This is a genomic window from Prochlorococcus sp. MIT 1327, from assembly GCF_047304785.1.
In the GTDB taxonomy this organism is placed as follows: domain Bacteria; phylum Cyanobacteriota; class Cyanobacteriia; order PCC-6307; family Cyanobiaceae; genus Prochlorococcus; species Prochlorococcus marinus_D.
Map to the genome: position 1 here is coordinate 2,126,578 of NZ_CP138972.1, position 22,919 is coordinate 2,149,496.

Genomic DNA, 22,919 nt, shown 5'->3' on the forward strand with positions numbered 1-22,919 from the left:
AAGCCCGAAAGGATTCTGCCCTCCCGCGGGATGATCCTTCTGATCACTGGGCTCATAACCGCCTCAGCACTGGCCTGGTTTGGAGCGCAATTGATCGCACCTGAGTCAAGAGCTCTGGGCAATCGGGAGATCCTCAATCGGCAGGTGAAAGATCTGCTAGATCAACAAAATAATGGTGATCTGAACACAGAAGAACAGCAGAAGCTGCTGGAGCGATTGCTGGTACTAGGCCGCAACGAGGAGGCAATGACCCAAATTGAACTGCTAATGGCCAGGCAGCCAAAAACCTGGTTATGGAAGTTGATGCTCGCGGAACTAAAGCGCGAACAGGGAGATCGCGATGGAGCCCAGAAGGACATCAACCAGCTAATGACCATCCAGCCTCACAACCTTGAGGTCCTGCAATTGAAGATCTTGCTTGACCTAGAGGCCGGGAGAGAAAAAGCAGCCGTTACTGAACTCAAAAAGAGATTTGAGTCCAAAACGAAAGGCAAGCGCATACCCATAGGGCTTCTCCTGGCAGATTTGCAGCGCCAGACAGGACAAACCAAGGCTGCCGCTGCGCTCTATCGCGTTCTATCAAATGAGTCACCAACAGACGCACGTCCCTTGCTCGCTCTTGCTCTCATGCGGCAGGAGCAAGGCCAAGACCAGCAAGCACAAACTCTGCTTCAAGAAGCTAGAGAACGCCGTAACAAACCAGGCGAAGCGGATCCCTTGATTGATGGCCTGGCGAGTCAGTGGAGGCTTAACTCAATCCGCACAAAAGGTTCAAACAGTGTCCTCAGGGCTGATTCGCCGAAGCCTCAGAACTCTCCAATTCCAGGGCCTTGAGGGCTGCATCGATTGCATCAGAAGGAGCTGTGGCATCGTCCATTGCTGTGGACCTTCGCAAACGATTCATAAGGTCCATCGGATTGGTGGCATCGAGAATCGTTCCTTTGTCGTTGTTCCCCGGAACGGTGTTGTAAAGATCACGCTCCTGTGGTGTCTGATAGTCACCTGAAAGCTGTGCATCAGCACGATCGACAACTGTTGTCAGGCTGAGCAAGGCAATTGGCAGTGCAGCCAAGCCAAGCTTGCACAAGGTATGAAGACCTAAGGGGGCTCGGTTGATCAATGACGCATCCCCAAGTTCAGCAAGGCTAATGCTAATTGTCATGATCAGATTGCCATGACCTGTGCAGATCGCTACCTGGAACGTCAACTCAATTCGCACCCGCCTCGATCAGGTGCAAGCTTGGCTACAGGATGCCCAACCCGATCTGCTTTGCCTCCAGGAGACAAAAGTGGATGATCCGCAGTTCCCTCACGAGGTCTTTGAAGCTCAGGGCTATCAAGTGCACTTTCACGGACAGAAGGCCTATAACGGCGTTGCAATCGTTAGCCGTCAACCTCTCGAAGATGTGCGCCGGGGCTTCACTGGTGAGCTCCCAGAGGATGCCGAAGCCTTGCAACTGGGAGAGCAAAAGCGCGTCATCAGCGCGCTCGTTAACAACATTCGTATCGTCAATGTCTACGTTCCCAACGGTTCCGCTCTGAGATCGGAGAAATATCCCTACAAACTCGAATGGCTGAGCTGCCTAAACCGCTATCTGAGCGCACAAGCGAAACGGGATGAACCCCTCTGCCTCGTTGGGGATTTCAATATCGCCTTGGAAGCAAGAGACATTCATCATCCCGAACGACTAACGGGAGGGATTATGGCTAGCGAGCTTGAAAGAGAGGCTCTTCTAAAGGTTTTAGGAGACCGGCTCCACGACGTGTTCCGCGTGTTCGAACCAGATGCCAAGCATTGGAGCTGGTGGGACTATCGAAGTGGTGCCTGGGACCGTGATCAGGGTTGGCGTATTGATCACATCTACCTATGCGATGAGCTTCTCAGTCAGGCCAGAAGCTGTGTGATTCAAAAGCATCTAAGGGGCCATGAAAAGCCTAGTGATCATGCCCCGGTAAGCGTAGATCTCAACTGGCCTCCAACTGATGACGATGAGGAGATGTCGGAACTGTTCAGCAATTGAAGGACATGGCTATTTAAGGCAATAGTCGCAGTCAAGGATTCACCTCCTGAGAGTCAGAATGCCTGGGCTTCTGAAGGCATCTCAAGACCTGCTGAAGTCAAGATGACCTGCCGCCGAGCCGACTCACCACAGCTTTTTGGAGTGGGGAAAATTTTGTCAGGATTGGCCCGTCCATCTGGATCGAAGGCTCTTCGTAGCAGTTTCATTGTGGACAGATCATCCGCTGCAAACATCCAATCGAGATAACAGCGCTTATCAGCCCCAACCCCATGTTCACCAGTGATGCTGCCGCCAACATCAAGACACTCACGCAGAATGGCTGACCCCAGATCCCGAACACGAGACTCCACATCAGGCGTGTCTGCGTTGTAGAGGATTAAAGGATGCAAATTGCCATCGCCAGCATGAAAAACATTGGCCACCGGCAACTCATACTCTCGACTAAGCCTCTCTATTGCCGTCAGCACCCTCGGCAAAGTGCTGCGTGGCACGACACCGTCCTGCACGTAATAGGTGGGTGAAATCTGCCCAACCGCAGCAAATGCTGACTTGCGTCCCTTCCAAAGCAAGGCACGGTCAGCAGCCTCTTCTGCACGACGAATGGTCCTCGCTCCTGCCTTGCTACAAAGTCCACTGGCCTGGTCTGCGGCCACAGTGACTTCCGCCGCCTGACCATCGAGCTCGATCAGCAGCACAGCCGCGGCATCACGAGGGTATTCGTCGAAGCCAAACAGATCATTGACTGCATTAATCATGAAGTTATCCATGATCTCCATACCCGCAGGTAAAATTCCGGCAGCGGTGACCTGGCAGACCGCCTCGCCTGCAGACTCCATGGTGGGGAAATCTGCTAGCAGCACAGTCACATGTTGCGGCGCCCGCAAGAGCCGCAGAGTGATCGCTGTGGCGATCCCCAGGGTGCCTTCGCTGCCAATAAATGCCCCACGCAGGTCGAGCTCCGCATGCTCCGACAATCCACCACCGAGGGGGGTCACCGTGCCATCAGCAAGCACTACTTCAAGCCCCAGAACATGATTACTGGTGACGCCATATTTGAGACAGTGCACACCACCAGAGTTCTCGGCCACATTGCCGCCGATGCTGCACACCACCTGACTGGAAGGATCAGGGGCGTAATAAAACCCTTCCCCAGCGACCGCCCGAGTCACCCAACTATTGATCACTCCTGGCTGCACCGTAATGGTGTGGTTATCAAGGTCCATCGAAAGGATCCTGCGCATGCGACTGGTCACCACCAACAGCGCCTCTTGCTCCACTAATGCACCTCCCGAGAGCCCCGTACCACTACCCCTAGCGACAAAAGGGGTGCCATAGCGATGACAACAAGCCAAGATCTGAGACACCTCCTCAGTGGTCTCGGGCAACACTGCCAAAGGAGGGCAATGACGATCGATGGTTAACCCGTCACAGTCGTAAACGAGCAACTCTTGCCGCTTGGAGACCACCGACTTCTTCGGCAAAAATCGCCTTAAGTCCCTGTCTAGAGCAGTCCAGTCGTGGGACACCATGCCCGCGCATCTGTCCAACAACCTAGGCAGCAAACCAAGAAGTAAACGGATGGCCTGACACAGTTCATCCGCTTCTGACCTTTTTGGGTCAAGATGGCGAACGGTTCGTATCAGCCACTTGGCTTCGGTCCCTGTGACAGCTTCAGCCTTGAACACCAGCCGCTCCCAGGCGATTTTCAGCGCCGCCCAGCGCTTAATGCCTGGTGGCGTTAGTTCTCCAGTGCGAGCATTCCGCTCCGTAGGCGGTCAACCGATCGTGTTTGACCGCGTAAAGGGTGCCTACGCCTGGGACGTCGATGGCAATCGCTTCATCGACTACATCGGCAGCTGGGGGCCCGCAATCTGCGGGCATGCCCACCCAGAAGTCATAGCTGCTCTGCAAGATGCGCTTGAAAAGGGCACAAGCTTTGGTGCCCCATGTGAGCTAGAGAATCAACTAGCTGAAATGGTGATCGACGCCGTACCCAGCGTCGAGATGGTGCGTTTTGTGAATAGCGGCACTGAGGCCTGCATGTCTGTACTGCGCCTCATGCGCGCATTCACTGGCCGCGACAAGCTCATCAAATTCGAAGGCTGCTATCACGGCCACGCCGACATGTTTTTGGTGAAAGCTGGATCCGGAGTGGCAACTCTCGGTCTACCCGACTCACCAGGGGTGCCCCGCAGCACCACCAGTAACACCCTCACTGCGCCCTACAACGATCTCGAGGCAGTCAAAGAGCTGTTTGCCGAGAATCCTGACGCAATCTCCGGGGTGATCCTTGAGCCAGTCGTAGGAAATGCCGGATTCATGACTCCAGAGCCTGGTTTCCTGGAAGGTTTACGAGAACTCACCCGTGAACACGGAGCCTTACTTGTGTTTGATGAAGTCATGAGCGGTTTCCGCATCAGCTACGGAGGTGCTCAGGCCCGCTTTGGCGTCACGCCTGATCTAACCACCATGGGGAAAGTGATCGGAGGTGGGCTCCCCGTTGGTGCTTATGGCGGCAGAGCCGAAATCATGGAGATGGTGGCCCCCGCAGGCCCCATGTACCAAGCCGGCACGCTGAGTGGCAACCCGCTTGCCATGACTGCTGGCATCAAGACCCTTGAGCTACTCAAGCAAGAAGGCACCTATGAGCGCCTAGAAAGCACAACGGAGCGCTTAATTAACGGCATTCTCGAAGCAGCCAAAGCAGCAGAGATTCCCATTACGGGCAACAGCATCGGTGCGATGTTCGGCTTCTTCCTTTGTGAAGGCCCAGTACGCAATTTCGAAGATGCCAAAGCAACCGATACCGAACTCTTCGGCAAGCTGCATCGGGCCATGCTCGAGAGGGGCATCTACCTAGCCCCAAGTGCCTTCGAAGCAGGCTTCACATCCCTTGCCCATTCCGAAGCAGACATCGAAACTACCCTCAAGGCATTCCGCGAGAGTTTTGCAGCAGTGGCGTGAACAGACAACGAGAATAGAGAGCTGTAAGAACAGCTCTCTTGCGCAAATACAAGCGAGCTAAGCCAAGGGGCTACATCTAGAACTAAAAGTTGAGAAAAGAGAGTTAATTCAATTCTCGTTTTTTAGCAATCCCTAATTCTGCCTGTTTTTACAGAGTAGAAACCTCTCAAGAACAGGAAAAAGCTGGATAAGCAGAGCAGTTATTCACAAGCTTGGACAGACTGTTGATTTGCCTGAGCGAATTTTTGCGTTTGCTGCTCAAAAAACCTTTGATAAGCAGCTGGCTCAATATTCTGACCATTAGCATCCTTTAAGAACTGCTTATAACTATGCCAACCAGCCTGAGTAATAAAGTAATTGATTCCTTGAACACAAATATCCTCGAAAGGAAAGTCATTCTTGCCAGCGTTCAATTCAGGCAAAGGCCTGCCTGGAAGACCAGAAGAATAAGCCTGCGCAAGGCCGATTAGATCCCCCTCTCCATATTGAAAACCAATCAACTCAAAGCCGATCGGCATTGCTGGAGTTGCCGATGTCCAACCAGCAATCAAAGCAATTGCTGGCAATCCGGAGTTTGATGCAACCGGCGATTCCGTCGTACCTGAGCGATACATATCAGAGTAATAGCTTGGGGCTTGCCAAGAACTAAGTGGCATTAGCAAAGCATCAATGCCATCTTCTCGCATCAATCCCTCTATATAGTTTCTATTCTTCTCAAAAGTCTTTAACGCAGAATCATATCGATCGCTATACCTTGGGGCAATGCTTTCCATATACCCTATGCAGGCTTTCTCGCCTAGCCGTGTGCGACCAGATAAACATATGTCCTGAAGGCTCCTTCTGGTCGACGCAAAAGAACCTAGGTATTGATCAATATCTTCCGCCTCGCCCGCCATATTATTGCCTCTGTTCGTGTCGAATAAGGGCAGATTGATTTCAACAAGTGATGCACCCTTTCTCTCAAGCCTGGCTTTGACCTGATTGAATATAGCCATTGAAGTCTTGTCGGTTGCGTCAAAGACCTCATTGCCTGCAACTCTGCGAATCACGCCAATTCGCCTTCCATCAAGGGAAGCAGTTTTTAAATTATTTGCATAAGAATCTGTGCGCGGCACGTGTTTCGTAAAATGATCATCAGGATCAGATGTGCTTGCTATCGCAGCAAGGCCAAGAGCAAGATCAGGAATCGACCTTGCCATCACGCCAGCGACTCCATCCAAGTTGCCTCTCGGGAGAATTCCTGAATGACTGATCAGACCCGTGCTTGGGCGAATGGCATAAACGCCATTGAAGACTGCAGGCACTCTGACCGACCCACTGTTGTCCGTGCCGATCCCCAACACCGCAAAGTTCGCACTCACTGCAACTGCAGAGCCTCCACTGGAGCCACCGGAATTTTGATTAGGGTCATAAGCATTGCCAATCCTTCCGCTGCGGCCACTAATCCCTTCCCCGCCGGAAGCAAATTCATCCATAGCGGCTTTACCAATAATGATGCCGCCAGCGGCTCGTAATTTATTAACCAAAAAAGCATTACTGATTGGCTGAGAGCCAAGCAAAGCCAACGACCCAGAAGTGGAAGGAGTGTCAACGGTATCAATATTATCTTTAACAGCAATCGGGATGCAATGCAAAGGGCCCATCAATTTATTTCTTTGTTTAAAATGCCTATCCAGAGCCTTTGCCTGCCTGACTGCATTCGGATTAAGCGCAACAAATGCATTAAGCGGAGCTCCTCTTTTGAGGCTGAAATTATACTTCTTAATTCGATGCAAATAGCTCTGAATTAATTGCTCACAATCAATCTTTCTCTCTTTAAAAGCATCATGAATGGATTCAATTGTAGACTCCTTAATCCCAAATTTCTGACTGCCAAACTGGTTGGCCATAGACTTCTCAGCCATAAGACAAGCCATGCTCAGAGCAAGCGCAAGCCTTATACCTTGGTTAAATATCTTCGGCCCCTTTAAATGAGTCATGTCTAATGCTTAAATAAAGAATTTTACTGCCACTACTATACACATAGCAACATTCGCAAGAGCATTTCATTATCGAAAATTTTCAAACTGAAGCGGCACATCTAAATCATCTTCCTTGCTTTTGACTAACTGAATCGCTGCTTGCAGATCATCCTTGTTTTTGCCGGTGATCCTCATACTCTCTCCTTGAATCGCCACGGTCACCTTCTTGAGCTCATCGCGCACGGACTTGCTCAACTTCTTGGCGAGCTCCTGGCTTAAACCCTTGCGCAGCTTCACCACCTGCTTCACTCGGCTGCCACCAACCGCCTCCGGCGTCTGAAAATCGAAGATCTTGAGCGAGAGGTTTCGTTTGGTGGCCTTAGCTCGCAGCACGTCCTCCACCGCCTTCAACGTCATATCGCTGGCAGTAGTGATCAACACTTCGCTCTCTGTTAACTCGATCTCAGTATTTGAATCCTTAAGGTCGTAGCGCTGTCCAACATCCCGACGAACCTGATCCAACGCATTCACCAACTCCTGACGATCAAAGTCCGAGACAACATCAAAGGAATAGGTCGCCATATCTAGAAACGGTTCTGAGATCAACCTACCCAACATCTCAGCAAGATCAGGCCAAGTTGGGCCTGATCTTGCTGAGATGGGCTAAAGGCTCAGGATTCTTTGCGGTTTGCCCCGATAGCGAAGCCTGCAACCAAGCCAATTCCAGCGCCATCCATCCCAGTCATCAACGCAAAACGATGCTGATCGGTCATCTGGCCAACGAAGTGAACACCAGCTGCAATCACTCCAAGTCCGCAGGCAACCACGAGAACCACATCCAAATTCGCGGGCTTCTTGATCAAAGATGAGCCTCCTTCGCTGACCCTCCGGACCTTGGCCTGCGCTTCATCAATCTCCTGCTGGAATTTTTCCAGGTCTCTATTTGGGTCGTCCATCTCAAATCAAGCGAAGGAGGCGTTGGCGGTGCGGAGTTCCGATCGCCCCAGGCGTTGCCAAAAGTGGATCAATCCCTTCACCACTGCCTGATACACGGTCCGCTTCTAAACAGAGAGCTCTCTACCATCAACCCATTAACGGTATTGACAAAGCCTAGAGAACCTTTGTTTTGAGGAGCTCAGCATTTTCCAGGCCCTACTTACTACTTAGCGAAACTCCCTTCTCATGGTTCACTTGGTCGTTCTCGGTTGCTTGGCCAACATCCAGGCGAAGCGCATGACTGCTGAGAGCGATTTTTAAAATATCTGCCAGAGACAAGAAAGCCTGCGAACTAAGCCCAACAAAACAGCTTTGCATCCTTCAGCCAACTCAATTGAAGCACTAGTGAATCCCCCAGTGATCAGCCTGAGGTTTCCATTCTCCTGGAACCGATTGATCCCCATCACCCGGCCACGAAAAGAGAGTAGTGACTATTTAGGGATCTGTCATGCGCAAAAACACTGCTCATGGCGCTTCTTTTGCTACCAATACGGCTAACAACTACTACATATGGAGATGGTGGCAACTCTCGAAAAGGGAGGGTTGAATGGCCCCTCACGATCCAATAACGAGAAAAATTCCCATCACCAAGACCCGGCGTCATCAGCAAGGTTTTTTTTGTTGCTTCTCATGAGTTAGATCTTGCAGCAAGGGATAGCTGCTCTGCTTAAAACTCAAGACAACCAGCACGCACACTCACAAAACAAACCCTTTGAACCGTATGACCAATAACCCTGACCTAGCCGATTGCTTGAGAGCTAAACCAGCTAGCTAAAAGCCGTACCAAACTCAGCCATCTGATTTCTGAAAAGCCTTGAGTGCCGAAAGCAAAGCAGCTGGGCTTTGAGGATCAACCATCAAGACACTTCCTGCTGGTGCAGCAGCCATCTGCTCGCCCATAGCCATCCATTCTTTAGCCAACAAAAGCCTCAAAGCCTCCTCCGCTCTGGGGCTGGCCTCCAAAGCCCGAGCAATTTCCAGGGCGGCTTCAGCCTTGGCGCGAGCAAGAGTTGACTGCTGCTTTGCCTGTGCGTCAGCTTCTAGTAACAGGGCTTCCTGCTGGGCACGAGCATCTAATACCAAGGCTTCAGCATGACCACGAGCCTCATTGAGCTGAGCCTCTTTCTCGCCCTCAGAACGAAGAATGGCAGCACGTTTTTCCCGCTCTGCTGTCATCTGCTGTTCCATCGCTTGCTGCACCCCTCGCGATGGAACAATGTCGCGCATTTCCACTCGCGTGACTTTGACCCCCCAGGGATCTGTGGCCTCATCCAACTCCCTAAGAAGACATTCGTTCACTTCTGTACGGGTGGTAAATGTCTGGTCAAGATCAAGCTTGCCCATCTCGGCTCGGATCTGAGTGAGAACGAGATTCACCATCGCCGCCTGCAGATTATCCACCGAGTAATAAGCACGAGAGTGTTCAAGTAGCTGCCAATACACCACCGCATCCACCTCGATCGACACGTTGTCACGAGTGATGCATTGCTGAGGAGGAATATCCAAAACTCTCTCCTTCAACGACTCGTAACTGACCACCTTTTCAACCATGGGGAGAACAAAAGAAAGGCCAGGCTGCAGTTCACGATCGAACTTGCCGAGCCGCTCCACCAAGCGCGAGCGTCCACCACTCGTAATTTTGACACTGCCACTTCCCAACAAGGCAACTAGCAAGAGAGCTGGCAAACCAAGAAAAGCTTCCACGATGTTCTTCCTGTGTAGGCAAAACCTAGGTCCGTAAACGAACCACGGCAAAGCCCTTCCAAACAGCTTTCTCTTCTCCAAAGTAGATAGAGAAAGCCCTGCGCCCTATCCCTTGCCTTCTCCCACCTGGATTCCTCTGATCTGGCTAGCCGTTGCTGGCCTACTCCTAGCCATTGAGCTGGCTCAACCGAGCTTCGATGGCCTGATGTTCGCAGCGCTTGGGGCCTTAGTGGTATCGATTTTGACTGCAATCACTCCCATGCCACTGATTTTGCAGATGATCTTCTTCCTGCTGATCACGGTTTTAGGGACTCTCTGGCTGACTCGTTGGTCAGCCCGCCGCAACCCCAGTCCAGGTGGGCTTCGCCAACGCGAGGATATCGCCCAAGTGCTGACGCCAATCAATGCTGGAGGAGATGGGCGTGTGCGTTGGCATGGGCAAAGCTGGGCCGCCAGTTCGATCGACCTGGAGACTCCAATAAACGCCGGTGATCATGTCGTGGTGATGGGCCGTGAAGGCACACAACTACAGGTTCTGCCACTGCCGCGTCGCTGAACTCAATCAAAGAATAAAAGACTCACGACCTTGCCCATATCCTCAGCACTGCGACAACTGGTCAATAACGTCTCACTGTCATGGAAAGCAAAGCAGATCAATTGATCACAACGGCTGATGATCTCCTGATTGCAAAGACTGCTAGCCATCGGTAGCGACAGCTCATCATGCTCAGGTTTTTCGATGAGATGAAGCACAGAATCAAGCTGATCGCGAATCTCAGGGGCCTGACGATCAAGGCTCTGGGGAAGCAACACAGTGAGGCAAGAGGCATCCGCCTCCAATACCCCACGGATCACCGCGGCATTCACCCCCTGTGCACCGGAGGTGATCAGAGAATGACCCTCTTGAGCAAGGGAGCGTGCCATCAATTCAACAAGATGAATCGCGACCACAGGCACATGGCGGCTGCCAAGCATGGCAATGCGGCGCTTGCCCTTGTCCTGCAAGAGGGCCAGCTCTTGGGCAAGGGTATCGACCCGATCAAGGTCAGGGAGATCCAGAGACTGACTCAAGGACATCCCCATGACGATGGATCGAAGCTAGCAGTGGTCATCGACCCTGCATAGGCAAACCCAGAACATCAAACAAACGGTCCAAGTCACAGTGTTCATCCACCAATCGGAAGGAATAGGTTGCTTTAACGGCCTCATGCAGTCGCACATGACCAAAGGCCTGCTCAATCACTTCCACGGTAGACAGTGTGTCGTGATCCACCTTGAGTAAAGGAACCTCAAGTTCTTCTGCCCTACTAATCAACTGCGGCAAAGGTTGCCCTGCACCAGTGAGGATCAAGCACTGAGTCGAAGCCTCAAGGGCCGCCAACTGAATATCAGTACGGTCAGCACCAGTCACCACAGCCATGTTGCGACGACAACGGAAAAAGTCCATGGCGGAATTCACATTCATGGCTCCAATACTGAGAGTCTCAACCAGAAGCTCAAGTCGCTCAGAGCAACAGATCACCCGGGCTCCTAGGCGCCTAACCAACTCACCCACAGTCACGCTGCGCAAGAGTGGCGAATGGGGCATCACTCCGAACACCGCCAGTCCAAGGGCCTCCAGGGCAGGCACCACATTCGTTTCTAGATCATCAATTTCATCTGGTTTTACCGCATTCAAAACGATGCCCACCAGATGATCTCCAAGCTGCTCCTTCGCCGCTAACAAAGCATCGACGCTGCGGCTGTCCTGCCAGAGATGCACCAGCACGACGCGGGCATCCAAGCCATGGGCCAGCTGACCAAGACTAAGACCGTAAAGCAGGCCTTCATGCAAACTACCGGCTGCTTCAAGAATGGTGAGGCCCTGAGCATGAAGATCGAGCTGTTTGCATAGGTCCTCAAATCCTTTGCCAGCATCGATTTGAGACATGGCCAAACGGTGATCAGCCGTTGCCTTTGCCAGGAGATGCAAAGAGGGAATCAGCTGATGCTCAGACAAACCCAGGGTTGCACCAACAAAACGAACATCATCATCAATTAAAGGTTCGGGCAGAGGGGAAACTGCGGGATCCCATTCCACACTCGTGGCCAAAGGCTTCCCAAAGCGAATGGGCTGATTCGCCGCTATCAACTGGCGAGCGAGACCAAGAACCAATGCCGATTTACCACTGAATGGCTCACAAGAGCCAATCAGCAAGGTCTTGCCCATCAGTGGACTCCGTGTTCCTATAGCTGAGCAATTTAGGCGTCACCCACAGACTCTTCAGAACCCAACAGCAGCCACTTCCAGAATCGATTGGGCAGGTCTCCCTGCCCCCCAAACTCAGGCCAGTCCATCAACCAATCCACAAGTTGATGCGTAGACACATCAAAGGTGTAGGTCAAAGCTTGGATGTCTGGGAAACACAACTGACAAGAACACAGCTCCAGTGGCGACCTAGCTCCCTGCCAACGAAGAGTGAAGCGATGAACACGACCACCTTGAAGAGGTCGCTCTCCTTTCAATGAGCTCTGAGCGAAGAGCCGCAGGGCTCGCTGCAAATCAGCCTGCCTGGAAAGGCCACCGCAATAGGGTGCAAACAAGGCCAATTGGGCCGCTTCGGAGGGAATTGGCAACGTCAACTTGAAGCTCACACCAAAGGATGCCCCAAGCTGAAGAAATGGGACAGATCACAACTCTCAACAACCATTGGTCAAACTGCCGCATCGGCATCACTGGAGCCAGTGGAAGTCTTGGCAGGGCCCTAACCCAAAAGTTGCGCTCTCGGGGAGCTGTTGTGATCGGATTGACCCATGGACCGATTCCCTCCGCAGAGCCATCAGACGATGCACCCCAGGAATGGGTGCAATGGAAATGCAGCCAAGAAGCATCCCTCAAAAGCACCCTTGTGAGCCTTGACGTGCTCGTGCTCAATCACGGCATTAACCCGCAGGGACGTCAGACACAGAAAGACATCAAAGCGGCATTAGAGGTGAATGCTCTGAGCAGCTGGCGCTTAATGGAACTCTTTGAAAGCCTCGCCCTCAACGCAGAACCATCCATACGCCCCCGCGAGCTATGGGTGAACACATCAGAAGCTGAAATCCAACCAGCCCTCAGCCCCACCTATGAAATCAGCAAGCGGTTGATCGGTCAGCTGGTCAGCCTGCGCTGGAACAACCTCACCTCGAATCAACGCAAAGTCTTCAAAATCCGCAAGCTTGTACTTGGCCCCTTCCGCTCAGAGCTCAATCCAATCGGATTAATGTCTGCTGATCTAGTAGCCAGCCAAATTGTTCAACAAGCCGACCTTGGCCTCAATCTGATCATCGTCACCCCCAACCCTCTCACGTATCTACTGATGCCCCTGACCGAACTAGGGCGAATGATTTACTCCCGATTGTTAGGTAGTGGATCCACAGACAATCAATAACAAGTCGACTCCAGCATTAGTCGCCCCGATCAGTGAGGATGTCGCAGCCATCTGAGGTGACCACGATGGTGTGCTCCCACTGAGCCGAAAGACTGCCGTCTTGAGTCACAACAGTCCAGCGATCTTTAAGTGTGCGGCAAGCCTTACTGCCAGCATTGAGTATCGGCTCGACGGCCAAAGTCATCCCTGAACGCAAAGTGATATTGGGCAGGTCATCAGTGCGGAAGTTGAAAACGGAAGGCTCTTCATGCAAGTTGCGACCCACACCGTGGCCGGTGTAATCCTCCACCACGCTGTAGCCATGAGCCTTGACATGATCCTCAACAGCTCCTGCGATATCAAGAAGAGTGTTGCCGGCTCGAATCTTAGAGAGCCCTGCCATCAAGGATTCTTGGGCCACACGACTAAGTTTCTGCCCAGATTCAGGCACCTCCCCAACGCAAATGGTGATGCAACTGTCACCGTGATATCCCTCGTAGTAAGCCCCGGTGTCGACTTTGAGAAGATCCCCGGACTTGATCACTCGCTTAGGGCCTGGAATGCCATGCACAACTTCATTGTTGATGCTCGCGCAGATCGAGGCAGGGAAGCCGTGATAGCCCTTGAAACTAGGGGTTGCGCCCATCTCACGAATCCTGCGCTCGGCATAAACGTCAAGATCAGCAGTCGTCTGGCCAGGCTCGGCCATCTCCATGATCTCGCGCAGAACCGTGGCCACGATGTGGCTTGCCTTGCGCATGATCGCCAACTCCCTTGAAGACTTGATTTCCACTCCTCGACGCTGTTGTATTCGAGGCCCTGTAGCCGTTGCGCGCGCGTCTGAAGTTGAGGCCAGCAGATCAGCGAAGAGGTTCATAGGGCTGAAGAAAAACTGATATGAAAAAATCAAATGAACGGTTATCGGCTCTGCCCGACTTCCATCTTTCCATTCGTCACGCTATCAATCTTTGTCCTAGGAACGGCGCGAATGAACCGCTTCAAGCAACCCTGCTAGCCGCATCGCTGGCTTGCTGGGTCCATGAGTGGTGATTTCTTTGCTGATCTCAAGATGACTGCATGAGGTAAATATCCCTTGTTGCGTCACTGACAAGAAATGTCCGATAAACAAAGTCATTGGCTAAGAATGACCACCGTGCATGAAGGTGAATGTCCTGCTCCCACGCTGAGCTAAAGGAGGTTCTACGCCATGCCCTTTAACTGCTATGGATACTGATCACAGGCGCAAGAATGCTGCCGAAGGCTTCCTGACTAAGTGAAATTCCCAGAAAGCTTGTGAGCTAACCCCTCGCAATGGCCAAGCATCGACTAAGGAGCTTTCACCGCCAAGCAATGGCAAAACTACTCAAGGCAAGAATGATCAGCAGGTAGAGTTGTCGTTTGGCTAGTTAACCCGGAGCTGGGATGACGGCGGATTCGAAAGACACCTCCATGAGCGAAGACAACACTGAAACGGCAACAGCAATTGAGAACAGCTCAGCCATGGTGACTGATGTAACAAGCAAAAGTGCCCCAAACGTCAGGCTCAGCCCTGACGCCCTGATCAAAGAGTTCGAGGCCTCACAGCAGAAAAGTGATTTAAATGACATCTACGTGGGAGACACCGTACGAGTAGGAGTACGCATCAGTGAAGGCAATAAGGAACGGATCCAACCCTATGAGGGTGTTGTTATTGCAAAGCGCCACGGCGGAATTCATGAAACCATCACCGTGCGCAGGATCTTCCAAGGCATCGGTGTCGAGCGTGTTTTCATGCTGCATAGCCCTCAGGTGGCCTCCATCAAGGTGGAGCGGCGAGGTAAAGTGCGAAGAGCGAAGCTTTTCTATCTGCGGGAACGGGTGGGTAAGGCCACCCGCGTGAAGCAGCGCTTCGACCGCTGAGGTTTCGGCCTCGTTCAATCCAAATGCCATCACCTCTGTGATGGTCGACGGGTCCATCGCCTTGCGCCGTTAGTTCAGTTGGTAGAACGCAGGTCTCCAAAACCTGATGTCGGGGGTTCAAGTCCTCCACGGCGCGTCCGATGGCCCATCCTGCAGTTTCCTCGTTCCGAGAATGGAGTTAGATCTTCAACCTGGTGATGTCGTCAAAGTGCTCGAGTCAGCCGCTCTTGGTTGGGTTCGTGCACGCGTCATTCGAGTCAAATCTGGTGGTCGTGTGGTCGTGCAAAGCGATCAGGGACGCGAATTCACAGCCCGCGGGAACCAAGTACGCCTAATCGAACCCGCAGGATTCCGTCCCTAATCAGAGGGACAGTGATTCCAACTTTTCGACTTGCTCTCTATCTGAGTTCCCTACCTAAAACACCACTAGGGGTGTCTTTATTTCGACATCGAGAACAAGGGTCCCAAAAAGCAGATCCGAAGTCTTCAATTTCATTCGAATCGATCCATCCTCAAAAGGATCACAAGACCACCGCCAGCGAGTTGACGGCAGGCAGGGCAGAGGTTGATACTTTCTTGGTCGCATAAGCGACACAGGTCAGCTTCCATGCGGCGAGCTCCCGACTGGACCTGAACTCATCTGGGACCGTAGTTCAATTGGTTAGAGCACCGCCCTGTCACGGCGGAAGTTGCGGGTTCGAACCCCGTCGGTCCCGTTCTTATTCCTAATCCTGAGAGTCATTGTGAAGGTGCGCGTTCGGCTAGCCCCGAGTCCAACAGGCACACTTCACATCGGCACGGCAAGAACGGCAGTTTTCAACTGGCTCTTTGCACGCCATCAGGGAGGACAATTCCTCTTGCGCATCGAGGACACCGACAAAGAACGATCCAAGCCTGAATTCACCACCAACATCCTCGAAGGTCTGAAGTGGCTTGGCCTCAACTGGGATGAACAGCCCATCATTCAAAGCCAGCATGTGGATGACCATCGCGCAGCAATCCAAAAGCTGCTCGATCGTGACCTGGCCTACCGCTGCTACGCCAGCGAGACTGAACTGGAGGCCATGCGAGAAACACAAAAGGCGCAGGGCAAGGCCCCTCGCTACGACAACCGTCACCGAGATCTCAGTCCCGAGCAAGAAGCCGCCTTCCAATCTGAAGGCAGAACTGCCGTGGTGCGCTTCCGTATCGATGATGATGCGGCCATCAGTTGGAAGGACCTGGTGCGCGGTCCAATGCACTGGAAGGGATCAGATTTGGGCGGCGACATGGTGATCTCACGTCGGGCTCCAGCCAAGGAAATTGGCGACCCGCTCTATAACCTTGTTGTGGTGGTTGATGACGCCGCCATGAGTATCTCGCATGTGATCCGCGGCGAAGATCACATCGCAAACACGGCCAAACAACTACTGATCTATGAGGCCCTTGGATTACCAATACCTCAATTCGCCCATACCCCGCTCATTCTCAATTCCGAAGGACGCAAACTCTCCAAGCGGGATGGAGTGACCTCGATCAGTGACTTCCAAGCCATGGGATACACAGCCGAAGCTATGGCCAACTACATGACCCTGCTGGGTTGGTCAGTCCCCGAAGGGACTGACGAACGGTTCACTCTTCAGCAAGCTGCAACCGTCTTCAGTTTTGACCGAGTCAATAAAGCAGGAGCAAAGTTTGACTGGGACAAACTCAACTGGCTCAACTCTCAAGTGCTACATGACTTGCCTAAAGATCAACTGTTGCATGAACTCAAACCCTTGTGGTCTGAGGCTGGCTGGGCTCTGCCAGAAGAAAACTGGTGTTTGGATCTAGCCGAGCTGCTTGGACCATCGCTGACACTGCTCAAGGATGGTGTCGATCAAGCTCGCCCTTTTTTCGAAGAACCAACGCTGCAAGCTGATGGCCTGGAACAACTTGCCGTGGAAGGAGCCAAGGCAGGCCTTAGCAATCTTCTCGATCAGCTGGATTGCACTTCCTGGGACGGTTTTGATGTCAAGCAAGCACAACAACTGCTAACGAATGCTGCTCAGGCTGCCAACGTCAAAAAAGGTGTGATCATGAAAAGCCTCAGAGCTGCGCTTCTAGGCCGCCTACAAGGGCCAGACCTAATCACAACATGGGGATTACTGGCCAGGATCGGGCAAGACTTGAACAGGCTGCGTCGTTGTCTCTGAGCAGTCGTCTTCGTTTGAATCTTCAGGAGCGATTAAACCCAGGGCCTTGGCCAGCGGCTGGGCAGTGAGGCCTTGAATGCCAACCGTCATCAGGATGGTGAGAAAGACCAAACCTTGCAACCGACCGGCTCCTAAAACCCCAGCCTGCTCAAGGCGAATCGCAAACAAAGAGGCCACGGCGGCCGTAACAATCCCACGTGGTGCAAGCCAACCAAGAAACAATCGCTGCCTGAAATCAAGAGGCAAGCCAATCGTCGCCAGGCTGACAGCGACAGGACGCACAACCAACATCAGTACGAGCACACAACTGACCCCCCCCCAGCCAAGCGGACTTAGCTCACCCCAAGAGACATCAGCAGCCAAAAGTGGAAATAACATTGTGATAGCAAGACGGGCCAGCTCCCGGATCAACTCATCGAGCTGATCGGACTGGGTAACAGGCCTGCGACCGACCACCACCCCCGCTGCTACAGAAGCCGGCAATCCCGACTCCGGCAACAACCATTCACAAACTGCGTACAAGAGGAACAACACACCCAAGGTGAGCTGCAACCTCAGCCCTACCGAAGGGTCCGGTTTTAAACGCCGCAATCCCTCTGACAGAAGCCAACCAGCAGCAGCCCCCATCAACACGCCTCCACCCAGGCGGGCCAGCAGCCCGAAGGCAACCTCCCGCCAACCATGCAAATCGCCCAGCAATAACTCCAGCAAAAGCAAGGCCAGCACAGCACCCACTGGCTCAAGCACCAATCCCTCTGCTTCAAGGACATCCCCTAGAGGAGAAGCTAAACGGATCTGCTGCACCAACGGGGTCACAACAGTCGGACCAGTAGCCAGCACGATGGCGCTGTAAACCGCTGCCACTGACCAACCCAAACCAGCCAGCCAATGCGCCGCCAACAGGCCCGCGGCCAGTGAAATCACTAGTCGGATCAGCAAGATGCGCAGCACCGTTGACTTGATGGTGTCGCCAGGGAGGCGCAGATTGAGACCACCGTCAAAGAGCACAAGGCTCACCAGCAGACCAACGATCGTCTCAAGTCCTTGACCAAGATCTAGCGGTTCAACCAAACCAAGGCCCGATCGACCAATCAGCAGGCCAGATAGCAACAACAGCACCACACCAGGAAGGCCAGAGAGAGCAGACAAAATCCGAGCTCCGGCACCTGCAAAGACGGTGATCCCCCAAAGCAGGCCTAACCGCTCAGGTGTCATCGAGGGCTGCGAACTGAGGTTCCACTCTCACACCGATCACAGTCTCTGGACGCACCACCAGATACTCGCCATCGAGCTCGCTAAGCGGTACGTTCACGAACCCCCCACTGCCTGAGGCGTTGACGATTCCCTGATACCACTGCTGAAACGTCTCAAGAGTAGGGAAATGAACCTCTTCGGTCTGCCCCCCGGAGAGATGGAGGTACACCGCATAGCGGCGTGGGGTGCGTGTCATCAGTGAACCGTAATGCCAAGGTCCATCAACTCAGGATGGCCGATAGTTGCCCCACTTGCCCAATTGAATGGTCGAAGGACCTCTTTGCCAGGCATGTAAAGGGGATGGCAGGGGTGTCCCTCACGCGTCAAACCAAGCGAGAGAGGGCCGCGAGCATCAGGAATATTGCTGATGCGGTTCTGGCGATGACGCTCCAACAAAGCCTGGACGGCAAGATCACGTCGACGCAAAGTTCCACCGCACCCCCAACCAAACCAAAGGTCCCAATTAGGGCTCTCAGACCACTGGCGTGCCCGAGTCAAAAGCTGATCATCATTTGCATCACCAATCGGATCAGCACAGTGCCTAAGCAGCGCTGGGGATTGACTGATCCGCGCAAATAGATTCACAACAAGAAGGTGTCCATAACCCCAGGAGCGGCAAAACCCCAGCAACCGCCGCAAGGTTGGATCATCCTCTGACGCTGTAGCGGTGGAGGGATTCAAGCCAATGAAAAGCAACGTGCGTTCGCATTGCCCAAGGCTGCGCTTCAACCACCAGCGGTAGTGACCACAAGAACTAAAGGCAGCCTCAGACGCCCAGGAATGCACAACTTGCCTCAAGAATGCGACGGCTGGCCTGACCGTCGCCGAAGGGATTGACAGCATGTGCCATCGCCTCGTAAGCGCTTGAATCATCAAGCAAGGAAGCTGTCTCAGTCACGATCATCTCCGGATCGGTACCAACCAGCCTGGCCGTACCCGCTTCAACAGCCTCTGGTCGTTCGGTGGTCCGTCTCAAAACCAAAACTGGCTTACCCAGTGCAGGAGCTTCTTCTTGGAGCCCACCAGAATCAGTGAGCAGAAGCGTGCAGGCCCTCATCGCAGCAACCAAACGATCGTAATCCAGAGGCTCGGTGAGTACCACCCTCGGATGGGTCCCCAAAAGGGCCTGCATTGGTTCTCGAACGGTTGGATTGCGATGCAAAGGCAGAAGTAAAGCCGTGTCGGGATGGAGGTCAAGAACCCTTCTCATGCCCTCGGCAATGTCTTGAAGCCGATCTCCCCAATTCTCCCGTCGATGCACGGTGGCCAAAATGACGCGCTGATGCGCCCAGTCGAGACCATCAAATTCGATAGGCGGCGCCTGCTCTGCCATCAACAAAAGAGCATCAATCACTGTGTTGCCCGTAACAAAGATCTGACCAACAACCCCTGAACTGGTCAGATTGGCCTGAGAGCGAGGCGTTGGAGCGAAGTGAAGCTGGGAGATCTGAGAAATCAGGCGCCGGTTGGCCTCTTCAGGAAACGGATCTAACAGGTTGTCTGTGCGCAAACCAGCCTCAACATGACCAACCGGAATCTGCTCATAAAAAGCAGCAAGGGCAGCTGCAAATGCTGTCGTGGTATCTCCCTGGACAAGCACCAGCTGGGGAGGGTAGGCCTTGAATTCATCCTTGAGGCCTTGCAATGCTGCACAGGTCACGTGAGTGAGGGTCTGCAGAGGGGCCATCAGATCGAGATCATGATTGGCTGAAAGACCAAATAGATCCATGACCTGAGCAACCATCTCGCGGTGCTGGCCAGTAAGCACAACTCGAGTCGTCAAAGCGTCACAGGCCTGAAACGCCTGGATCACCGGTGCCAACTTGATCGCCTCTGGACGGGTGCCCAGCACGATCGTGACGCGGGGCAAGCCAGCCATAACAGAAGCAATCCTGAAAGGATCCTAAGAGTGCTTGCTGATCACCAAAAGTGCGCACGGACTTGCCAAGAGCTTCGCCGTGACGAAGCTGAAGAGAGCGGCCACAATCCCCTCGTGAGTCAACCGGTCTTTCCGCCCAACTTCCCCCCTCAAGCACCAAAGTCCGCCTCTCAGTCGGCGGAGCCGATATCAAGATCTTCTACAGAGGGATTAACCCCATTCGCTGGAGCCACGCCTGGGGTCTCTCCCAACTTGGAGGAGATCGTACGAATCGCCTATCAAGAAGGACATTCCGATGTACACCTAGGCGTTGGCGAAGTGCCCCATTTCCGAGACCGCGGCGAAATGCAAAGCACAGATTGGCCTGTAACCGATCCAGAAAGATTTCAAAGCTGGTTGCAAGAGATCCTCTCCGCAAATCAGATCGATGAATTCTTTAGAAGCAAAGAATTCGACGGCTCCCATGCCTTTCCCTTCGCAAGAGTCCGGATCAACCTGCTGGATTCCCTCACGGGACCAGCGATGGTGCTTCGCATCATTCCCCAAACAATTCTCACCCTTGAGCAACTGCAACTCCCTGATGTCCTGAAGGGCCTCTCATCCAAGCCGAAAGGACTTGTCTTGGTGACCGGCTCAACCGGGTCAGGGAAAAGCACCACCCTGGCAGCCATGATCGACTGGATCAATAGAAATCAACCCCGCCACATCCTCACCATCGAGGATCCTGTGGAGTTTGTACACAAGAGCAAGCAATCCCTTGTCAAACATCGAGAACTGGGGAAACACACCCTGAAGTTCCACAACGCCCTGAAAGCAGCCCTACGAGAAGACCCAGATGTGATCCTGATCGGTGAGATCCGTGATCAAGAAACCCTGGCCACAGCGATTGAGGCCTCCCAAACGGGGCACCTGGTGTTTGGCACTCTGCATACCAATTCGGCAGTCAAGACCATTGAGCGAGTCCTGGGCATGTATGCCCCAGAAGATCAAGAGAGCATGCGTCGCTCCCTTTCAGAATCACTGCTGGGGGTGATTGCCCAAGGGTTGATCCGAACAACCGACAACAAGCGAGCTGCCTACCACGACATCCTGATTAATACCGATGCTTGCAAGGACTACATCCAAAGAGGAGCACTTGAGGATGTTGAGGAGATCATGGAACGCAGCAGCTTTGATGGCATGATCACAGCCAATCAATCATTGCTGAATCTTGTCGATAGTGGCCGGGTAGAACCAGAGATAGCAGTCGCCGCAAGCTTTAAGCCCAACGAACTAGCCCAAAGCATTCGTGGCCGGAATTGAACCACACCTAATTCAGCCAGGCTCTGCAATCAGCAGGCATCACTAGACGCAACAACAACAACACACTGATCCCAATAATCAATCCCGCCATTGCCATACGACCATTCCAGATCTCGGCCTGTGGAGTGAACCCTCGTCGCCAAGCGTTTAGCTCTTCACTACTGACAGGTTCCGCAGAGGTGTTGGAATCAAGTGGAGATTCAGAAGCCATCGCTGCACAGCAGACAAGGTCAAGCTAATTCGCTTCTTCAAAATGGGGGAGGTGAATGGTACAAAACCTCGGTTTTGTCCAATGGCCATCGGGCTGCCACTCCCAGCTCAAGAGAGCTGCCATTAACCCCAGACACCAAGCGCTGCAGGGCCGCTGCTCCAATCATGGCGGCATTATCCGTGCAGTATCGAAGCGGTGCCGTGTGCACTTCAATTCCCTGTTCTTGTCCACGTTTGCTCATCAGTTCTCTTAGGCGGCGGTTAGCAGCGACTCCTCCAACCATCACCACAGTTTTTAGGCCCTGGTCATTAGCGCAGAGCAAGCTGCGCTCGACCAAAACATCTGCAACCACTTGCTCAAAACAGGCAGCAAGATCTGCGCGGGGCAGGTCTTCATCAGCCTCTGAAAGAGCCTGAACCAGGCGCAGCATGGCGGTCTTCAATCCGCTGAAAGAGAAATCGTAAGGATGAAATCCACCACCAGGCTTCGAGACCCGTCCTTTGGGCAAAGAAAATCTGCCAGAGTCTCCAGTCGCGGCCAACGCCTGAATAGCGGGGCCACCTGGATAGGCCAAACCGAGCAAACGCCCAACTTTGTCAAAAGCCTCTCCAGCAGCATCATCATGGCTACGTCCAAGACGCACCATCTCACTCTCTGCCCCGACCCGAATCAACTCAGTGTGTCCCCCGCTCACAAGTAGCACCAGATAAGGAGGGCGTGGAGGATGTTCCGCCAAACGCACTGAAGCCAAATGCCCCTCCAGGTGATGAATGCCAAAAAAAGGCAGCGCATGGAGAGCAGCCAAACATCGGCCTGTCACCGATCCCACCATCAGTGCTCCGGCCAGCCCAGGGGTCACCGTTGCCGCTACAGCATCAAAGCGAGCCATCGACTGTCCCGCCTCCTGCAAAACCTCCTCTACAAGATGAGGCAGAGCCTCCACATGCAAGCGAGAGGCCACTTCCGGTACCACGCCTCCCCACTGGGCATGTTTCTCAACCTGAGAAGCAATTCGGCTAGCGATAACCTGCAAACACCCGTTATTTAGACGTAGAACTGCGGCAGCCGACTCGTCACAACTTGTTTCGAGGGCAAGCACCGTCGGCATGGTTGTGGGAAGCCTCATTTACATTTTACTTGTGACATCCTGCCGTTCCGGAGC

General features: G+C 53.2%; 25 protein-coding genes and 2 tRNA genes. 11 read left to right on the forward strand and 16 right to left on the reverse strand.

The genetic code is table 11. The features are described 5' to 3' along the window. Positions 1 to 30: 30 nt before the first annotated feature. Entirely contained in the window at positions 31 to 834 is an 804-nt protein-coding gene (locus SIB80_RS10640) for a tetratricopeptide repeat protein (RefSeq protein ID WP_063419776.1), read from the forward strand. Here the strand turns inward: SIB80_RS10640 and SIB80_RS10645 are convergent. Further along, a complete protein-coding gene (locus SIB80_RS10645; RefSeq protein ID WP_236066040.1) occupies positions 785 to 1,162 on the reverse strand; it encodes a hypothetical protein in 378 nt (125 codons plus the stop codon). The two genes, SIB80_RS10640 and SIB80_RS10645, sit on opposite strands and share 50 nt — an antisense overlap. A 19-nt stretch (positions 1,163 to 1,181) precedes the next feature. On the opposite strand from SIB80_RS10645, the gene xth reads away from it, so the two are divergent. Then, positions 1,182 to 2,021: an exodeoxyribonuclease III gene (gene xth / locus SIB80_RS10650; RefSeq protein WP_063419775.1), complete on the forward strand. Its 840-nt coding sequence runs from the start codon at positions 1,182 to 1,184 to the stop codon at positions 2,019 to 2,021. 53 nt (positions 2,022 to 2,074) lie between these two features. Here xth and SIB80_RS10655 read toward each other — a convergent pair whose 3' ends face one another. After that, positions 2,075 to 3,550 carry an FAD-linked oxidase C-terminal domain-containing protein gene (locus tag SIB80_RS10655; protein ID WP_205909740.1) on the reverse strand — a complete coding sequence of 492 codons (1,476 nt, stop codon included), beginning with the start codon at positions 3,548 to 3,550 and terminating at the stop codon, positions 2,075 to 2,077. Between the two features lie 133 nt (positions 3,551 to 3,683). On the opposite strand from SIB80_RS10655, the gene hemL reads away from it, so the two are divergent. Beyond that, complete coding sequence (gene hemL, locus SIB80_RS10660; protein ID WP_236066065.1) at positions 3,684 to 4,985, forward strand: glutamate-1-semialdehyde 2,1-aminomutase; 1,302 nt, start codon at positions 3,684 to 3,686, stop codon at positions 4,983 to 4,985. Positions 4,986 to 5,185: 200 nt separating this feature from the next. Here the strand turns inward: hemL and SIB80_RS10665 are convergent, their stop codons facing one another. From SIB80_RS10665 to SIB80_RS10680, 4 genes are all read right to left on the reverse strand, one after another. Beyond that, complete coding sequence (locus SIB80_RS10665; RefSeq protein WP_063419773.1) at positions 5,186 to 6,964, reverse strand: amidase; 1,779 nt, start codon at positions 6,962 to 6,964, stop codon at positions 5,186 to 5,188. Positions 6,965 to 7,033: 69 nt separating this feature from the next. Beyond that, on the reverse strand, positions 7,034 to 7,528 hold the full coding sequence (locus SIB80_RS10670) for a YajQ family cyclic di-GMP-binding protein (RefSeq protein ID WP_063419996.1): 495 nt from the start codon (positions 7,526 to 7,528) through the stop codon (positions 7,034 to 7,036). Positions 7,529 to 7,617: 89 nt separating this feature from the next. Next, positions 7,618 to 7,902, reverse strand: a complete 285-nt coding sequence (locus SIB80_RS10675) for a hypothetical protein (protein WP_063419772.1) — start codon at positions 7,900 to 7,902, stop codon at positions 7,618 to 7,620. 829 nt (positions 7,903 to 8,731) lie between these two features. Beyond that, on the reverse strand, positions 8,732 to 9,646 hold the full coding sequence (locus tag SIB80_RS10680; protein WP_063403696.1) for an SPFH domain-containing protein: 915 nt from the start codon (positions 9,644 to 9,646) through the stop codon (positions 8,732 to 8,734). Between the two features lie 112 nt (positions 9,647 to 9,758). On the opposite strand from SIB80_RS10680, the gene SIB80_RS10685 reads away from it, so the two are divergent. Continuing rightward, positions 9,759 to 10,202, forward strand: a complete 444-nt coding sequence (locus tag SIB80_RS10685) for an NfeD family protein (protein ID WP_063419771.1) — start codon at positions 9,759 to 9,761, stop codon at positions 10,200 to 10,202. Positions 10,203 to 10,204: 2 nt separating this feature from the next. Here the strand turns inward: SIB80_RS10685 and SIB80_RS10690 are convergent, their stop codons facing one another. Genes SIB80_RS10690 through ebsA form a run of 3 tightly spaced genes read right to left on the reverse strand, consistent with a single transcriptional unit; the run spans position 10,205 to position 12,280 of the window. Next, positions 10,205 to 10,723 carry a DNA recombination-mediator protein A gene (locus tag SIB80_RS10690; protein ID WP_036931191.1) on the reverse strand — a complete coding sequence of 173 codons (519 nt, stop codon included), beginning with the start codon at positions 10,721 to 10,723 and terminating at the stop codon, positions 10,205 to 10,207. Between the two features lie 31 nt (positions 10,724 to 10,754). Beyond that, positions 10,755 to 11,855: a phosphotransacetylase family protein gene (locus tag SIB80_RS10695; RefSeq protein WP_063403694.1), complete on the reverse strand. Its 1,101-nt coding sequence runs from the start codon at positions 11,853 to 11,855 to the stop codon at positions 10,755 to 10,757. A gap of 32 nt (positions 11,856 to 11,887) precedes the next feature. Further along, a complete protein-coding gene (gene ebsA / locus SIB80_RS10700; protein ID WP_063419770.1) occupies positions 11,888 to 12,280 on the reverse strand; it encodes a type IV pilus biogenesis protein EbsA in 393 nt (130 codons plus the stop codon). An 8-nt stretch (positions 12,281 to 12,288) separates the two neighbouring features. On the opposite strand from ebsA, the gene SIB80_RS10705 reads away from it, so the two are divergent. Further along, entirely contained in the window at positions 12,289 to 13,059 is a 771-nt protein-coding gene (locus tag SIB80_RS10705; RefSeq protein WP_011130673.1) for an SDR family oxidoreductase, read from the forward strand. A 16-nt stretch (positions 13,060 to 13,075) separates the two neighbouring features. On the opposite strand, the gene map is transcribed toward SIB80_RS10705, so the two are convergent. Beyond that, positions 13,076 to 13,915, reverse strand: coding sequence for a type I methionyl aminopeptidase (map, locus tag SIB80_RS10710; RefSeq protein ID WP_063419769.1), 840 nt, complete (start codon positions 13,913 to 13,915; stop codon positions 13,076 to 13,078). 623 nt (positions 13,916 to 14,538) lie between these two features. Between map and rplS the strand changes: the two genes are divergently transcribed. The 5 genes from rplS (at position 14,539) to gltX (ending at position 17,111) form a co-directional block, all read left to right on the forward strand. Beyond that, complete coding sequence (rplS, locus tag SIB80_RS10715) at positions 14,539 to 14,937, forward strand: 50S ribosomal protein L19 (protein WP_370521001.1); 399 nt, start codon at positions 14,539 to 14,541, stop codon at positions 14,935 to 14,937. Between the two features lie 63 nt (positions 14,938 to 15,000). After that, positions 15,001 to 15,073: transfer RNA gene (locus tag SIB80_RS10720), tRNA-Trp, on the forward strand. A gap of 36 nt (positions 15,074 to 15,109) precedes the next feature. Next, positions 15,110 to 15,298: a hyperconserved protein Hcp gene (locus SIB80_RS10725; protein WP_006043540.1), complete on the forward strand. Its 189-nt coding sequence runs from the start codon at positions 15,110 to 15,112 to the stop codon at positions 15,296 to 15,298. Between the two features lie 281 nt (positions 15,299 to 15,579). Continuing rightward, positions 15,580 to 15,653, forward strand: a tRNA-Asp gene (locus SIB80_RS10730). Between the two features lie 27 nt (positions 15,654 to 15,680). Continuing rightward, positions 15,681 to 17,111 carry a glutamate--tRNA ligase gene (gene gltX / locus SIB80_RS10735; protein WP_063419768.1) on the forward strand — a complete coding sequence of 477 codons (1,431 nt, stop codon included), beginning with the start codon at positions 15,681 to 15,683 and terminating at the stop codon, positions 17,109 to 17,111. Here the strand turns inward: gltX and SIB80_RS10740 are convergent. Genes SIB80_RS10740 through wecB form a run of 4 tightly spaced genes read right to left on the reverse strand, consistent with a single transcriptional unit; the run spans position 17,061 to position 20,244 of the window. Further along, a complete protein-coding gene (locus SIB80_RS10740; protein ID WP_063398309.1) occupies positions 17,061 to 18,326 on the reverse strand; it encodes a cation:proton antiporter in 1,266 nt (421 codons plus the stop codon). The two genes, gltX and SIB80_RS10740, sit on opposite strands and share 51 nt — an antisense overlap. Continuing rightward, on the reverse strand, positions 18,316 to 18,561 hold the full coding sequence (locus SIB80_RS10745) for a hypothetical protein (RefSeq protein WP_063419767.1): 246 nt from the start codon (positions 18,559 to 18,561) through the stop codon (positions 18,316 to 18,318). Before SIB80_RS10745 ends, SIB80_RS10740 begins: the two co-directional genes overlap by 11 nt. Further along, positions 18,561 to 19,208, reverse strand: a complete 648-nt coding sequence (locus SIB80_RS10750) for a DUF1643 domain-containing protein (protein WP_063419766.1) — start codon at positions 19,206 to 19,208, stop codon at positions 18,561 to 18,563. Before SIB80_RS10750 ends, SIB80_RS10745 begins: the two co-directional genes overlap by 1 nt. Further along, entirely contained in the window at positions 19,132 to 20,244 is a 1,113-nt protein-coding gene (wecB, locus tag SIB80_RS10755) for a non-hydrolyzing UDP-N-acetylglucosamine 2-epimerase (RefSeq protein WP_063419765.1), read from the reverse strand. Before wecB ends, SIB80_RS10750 begins: the two co-directional genes overlap by 77 nt. 114 nt (positions 20,245 to 20,358) lie before the next feature. Here wecB and SIB80_RS10760 point away from each other — a divergent pair, with 114 nt between their 5' ends. Continuing rightward, entirely contained in the window at positions 20,359 to 21,546 is a 1,188-nt protein-coding gene (locus tag SIB80_RS10760) for a type IV pilus twitching motility protein PilT (RefSeq protein ID WP_328585654.1), read from the forward strand. 7 nt (positions 21,547 to 21,553) lie between these two features. Here SIB80_RS10760 and SIB80_RS10765 read toward each other — a convergent pair whose 3' ends face one another. Beyond that, positions 21,554 to 21,757 carry a high light inducible protein gene (locus SIB80_RS10765; RefSeq protein WP_011130682.1) on the reverse strand — a complete coding sequence of 68 codons (204 nt, stop codon included), beginning with the start codon at positions 21,755 to 21,757 and terminating at the stop codon, positions 21,554 to 21,556. 37 nt (positions 21,758 to 21,794) lie between these two features. Beyond that, positions 21,795 to 22,865 (reverse strand): tRNA (adenosine(37)-N6)-threonylcarbamoyltransferase complex transferase subunit TsaD, encoded by a 1,071-nt coding sequence (gene tsaD, locus SIB80_RS10770; protein ID WP_063419994.1) that lies wholly within the window; start codon positions 22,863 to 22,865, stop codon positions 21,795 to 21,797. Between the last annotated feature and the right edge of the window lie 54 nt (positions 22,866 to 22,919).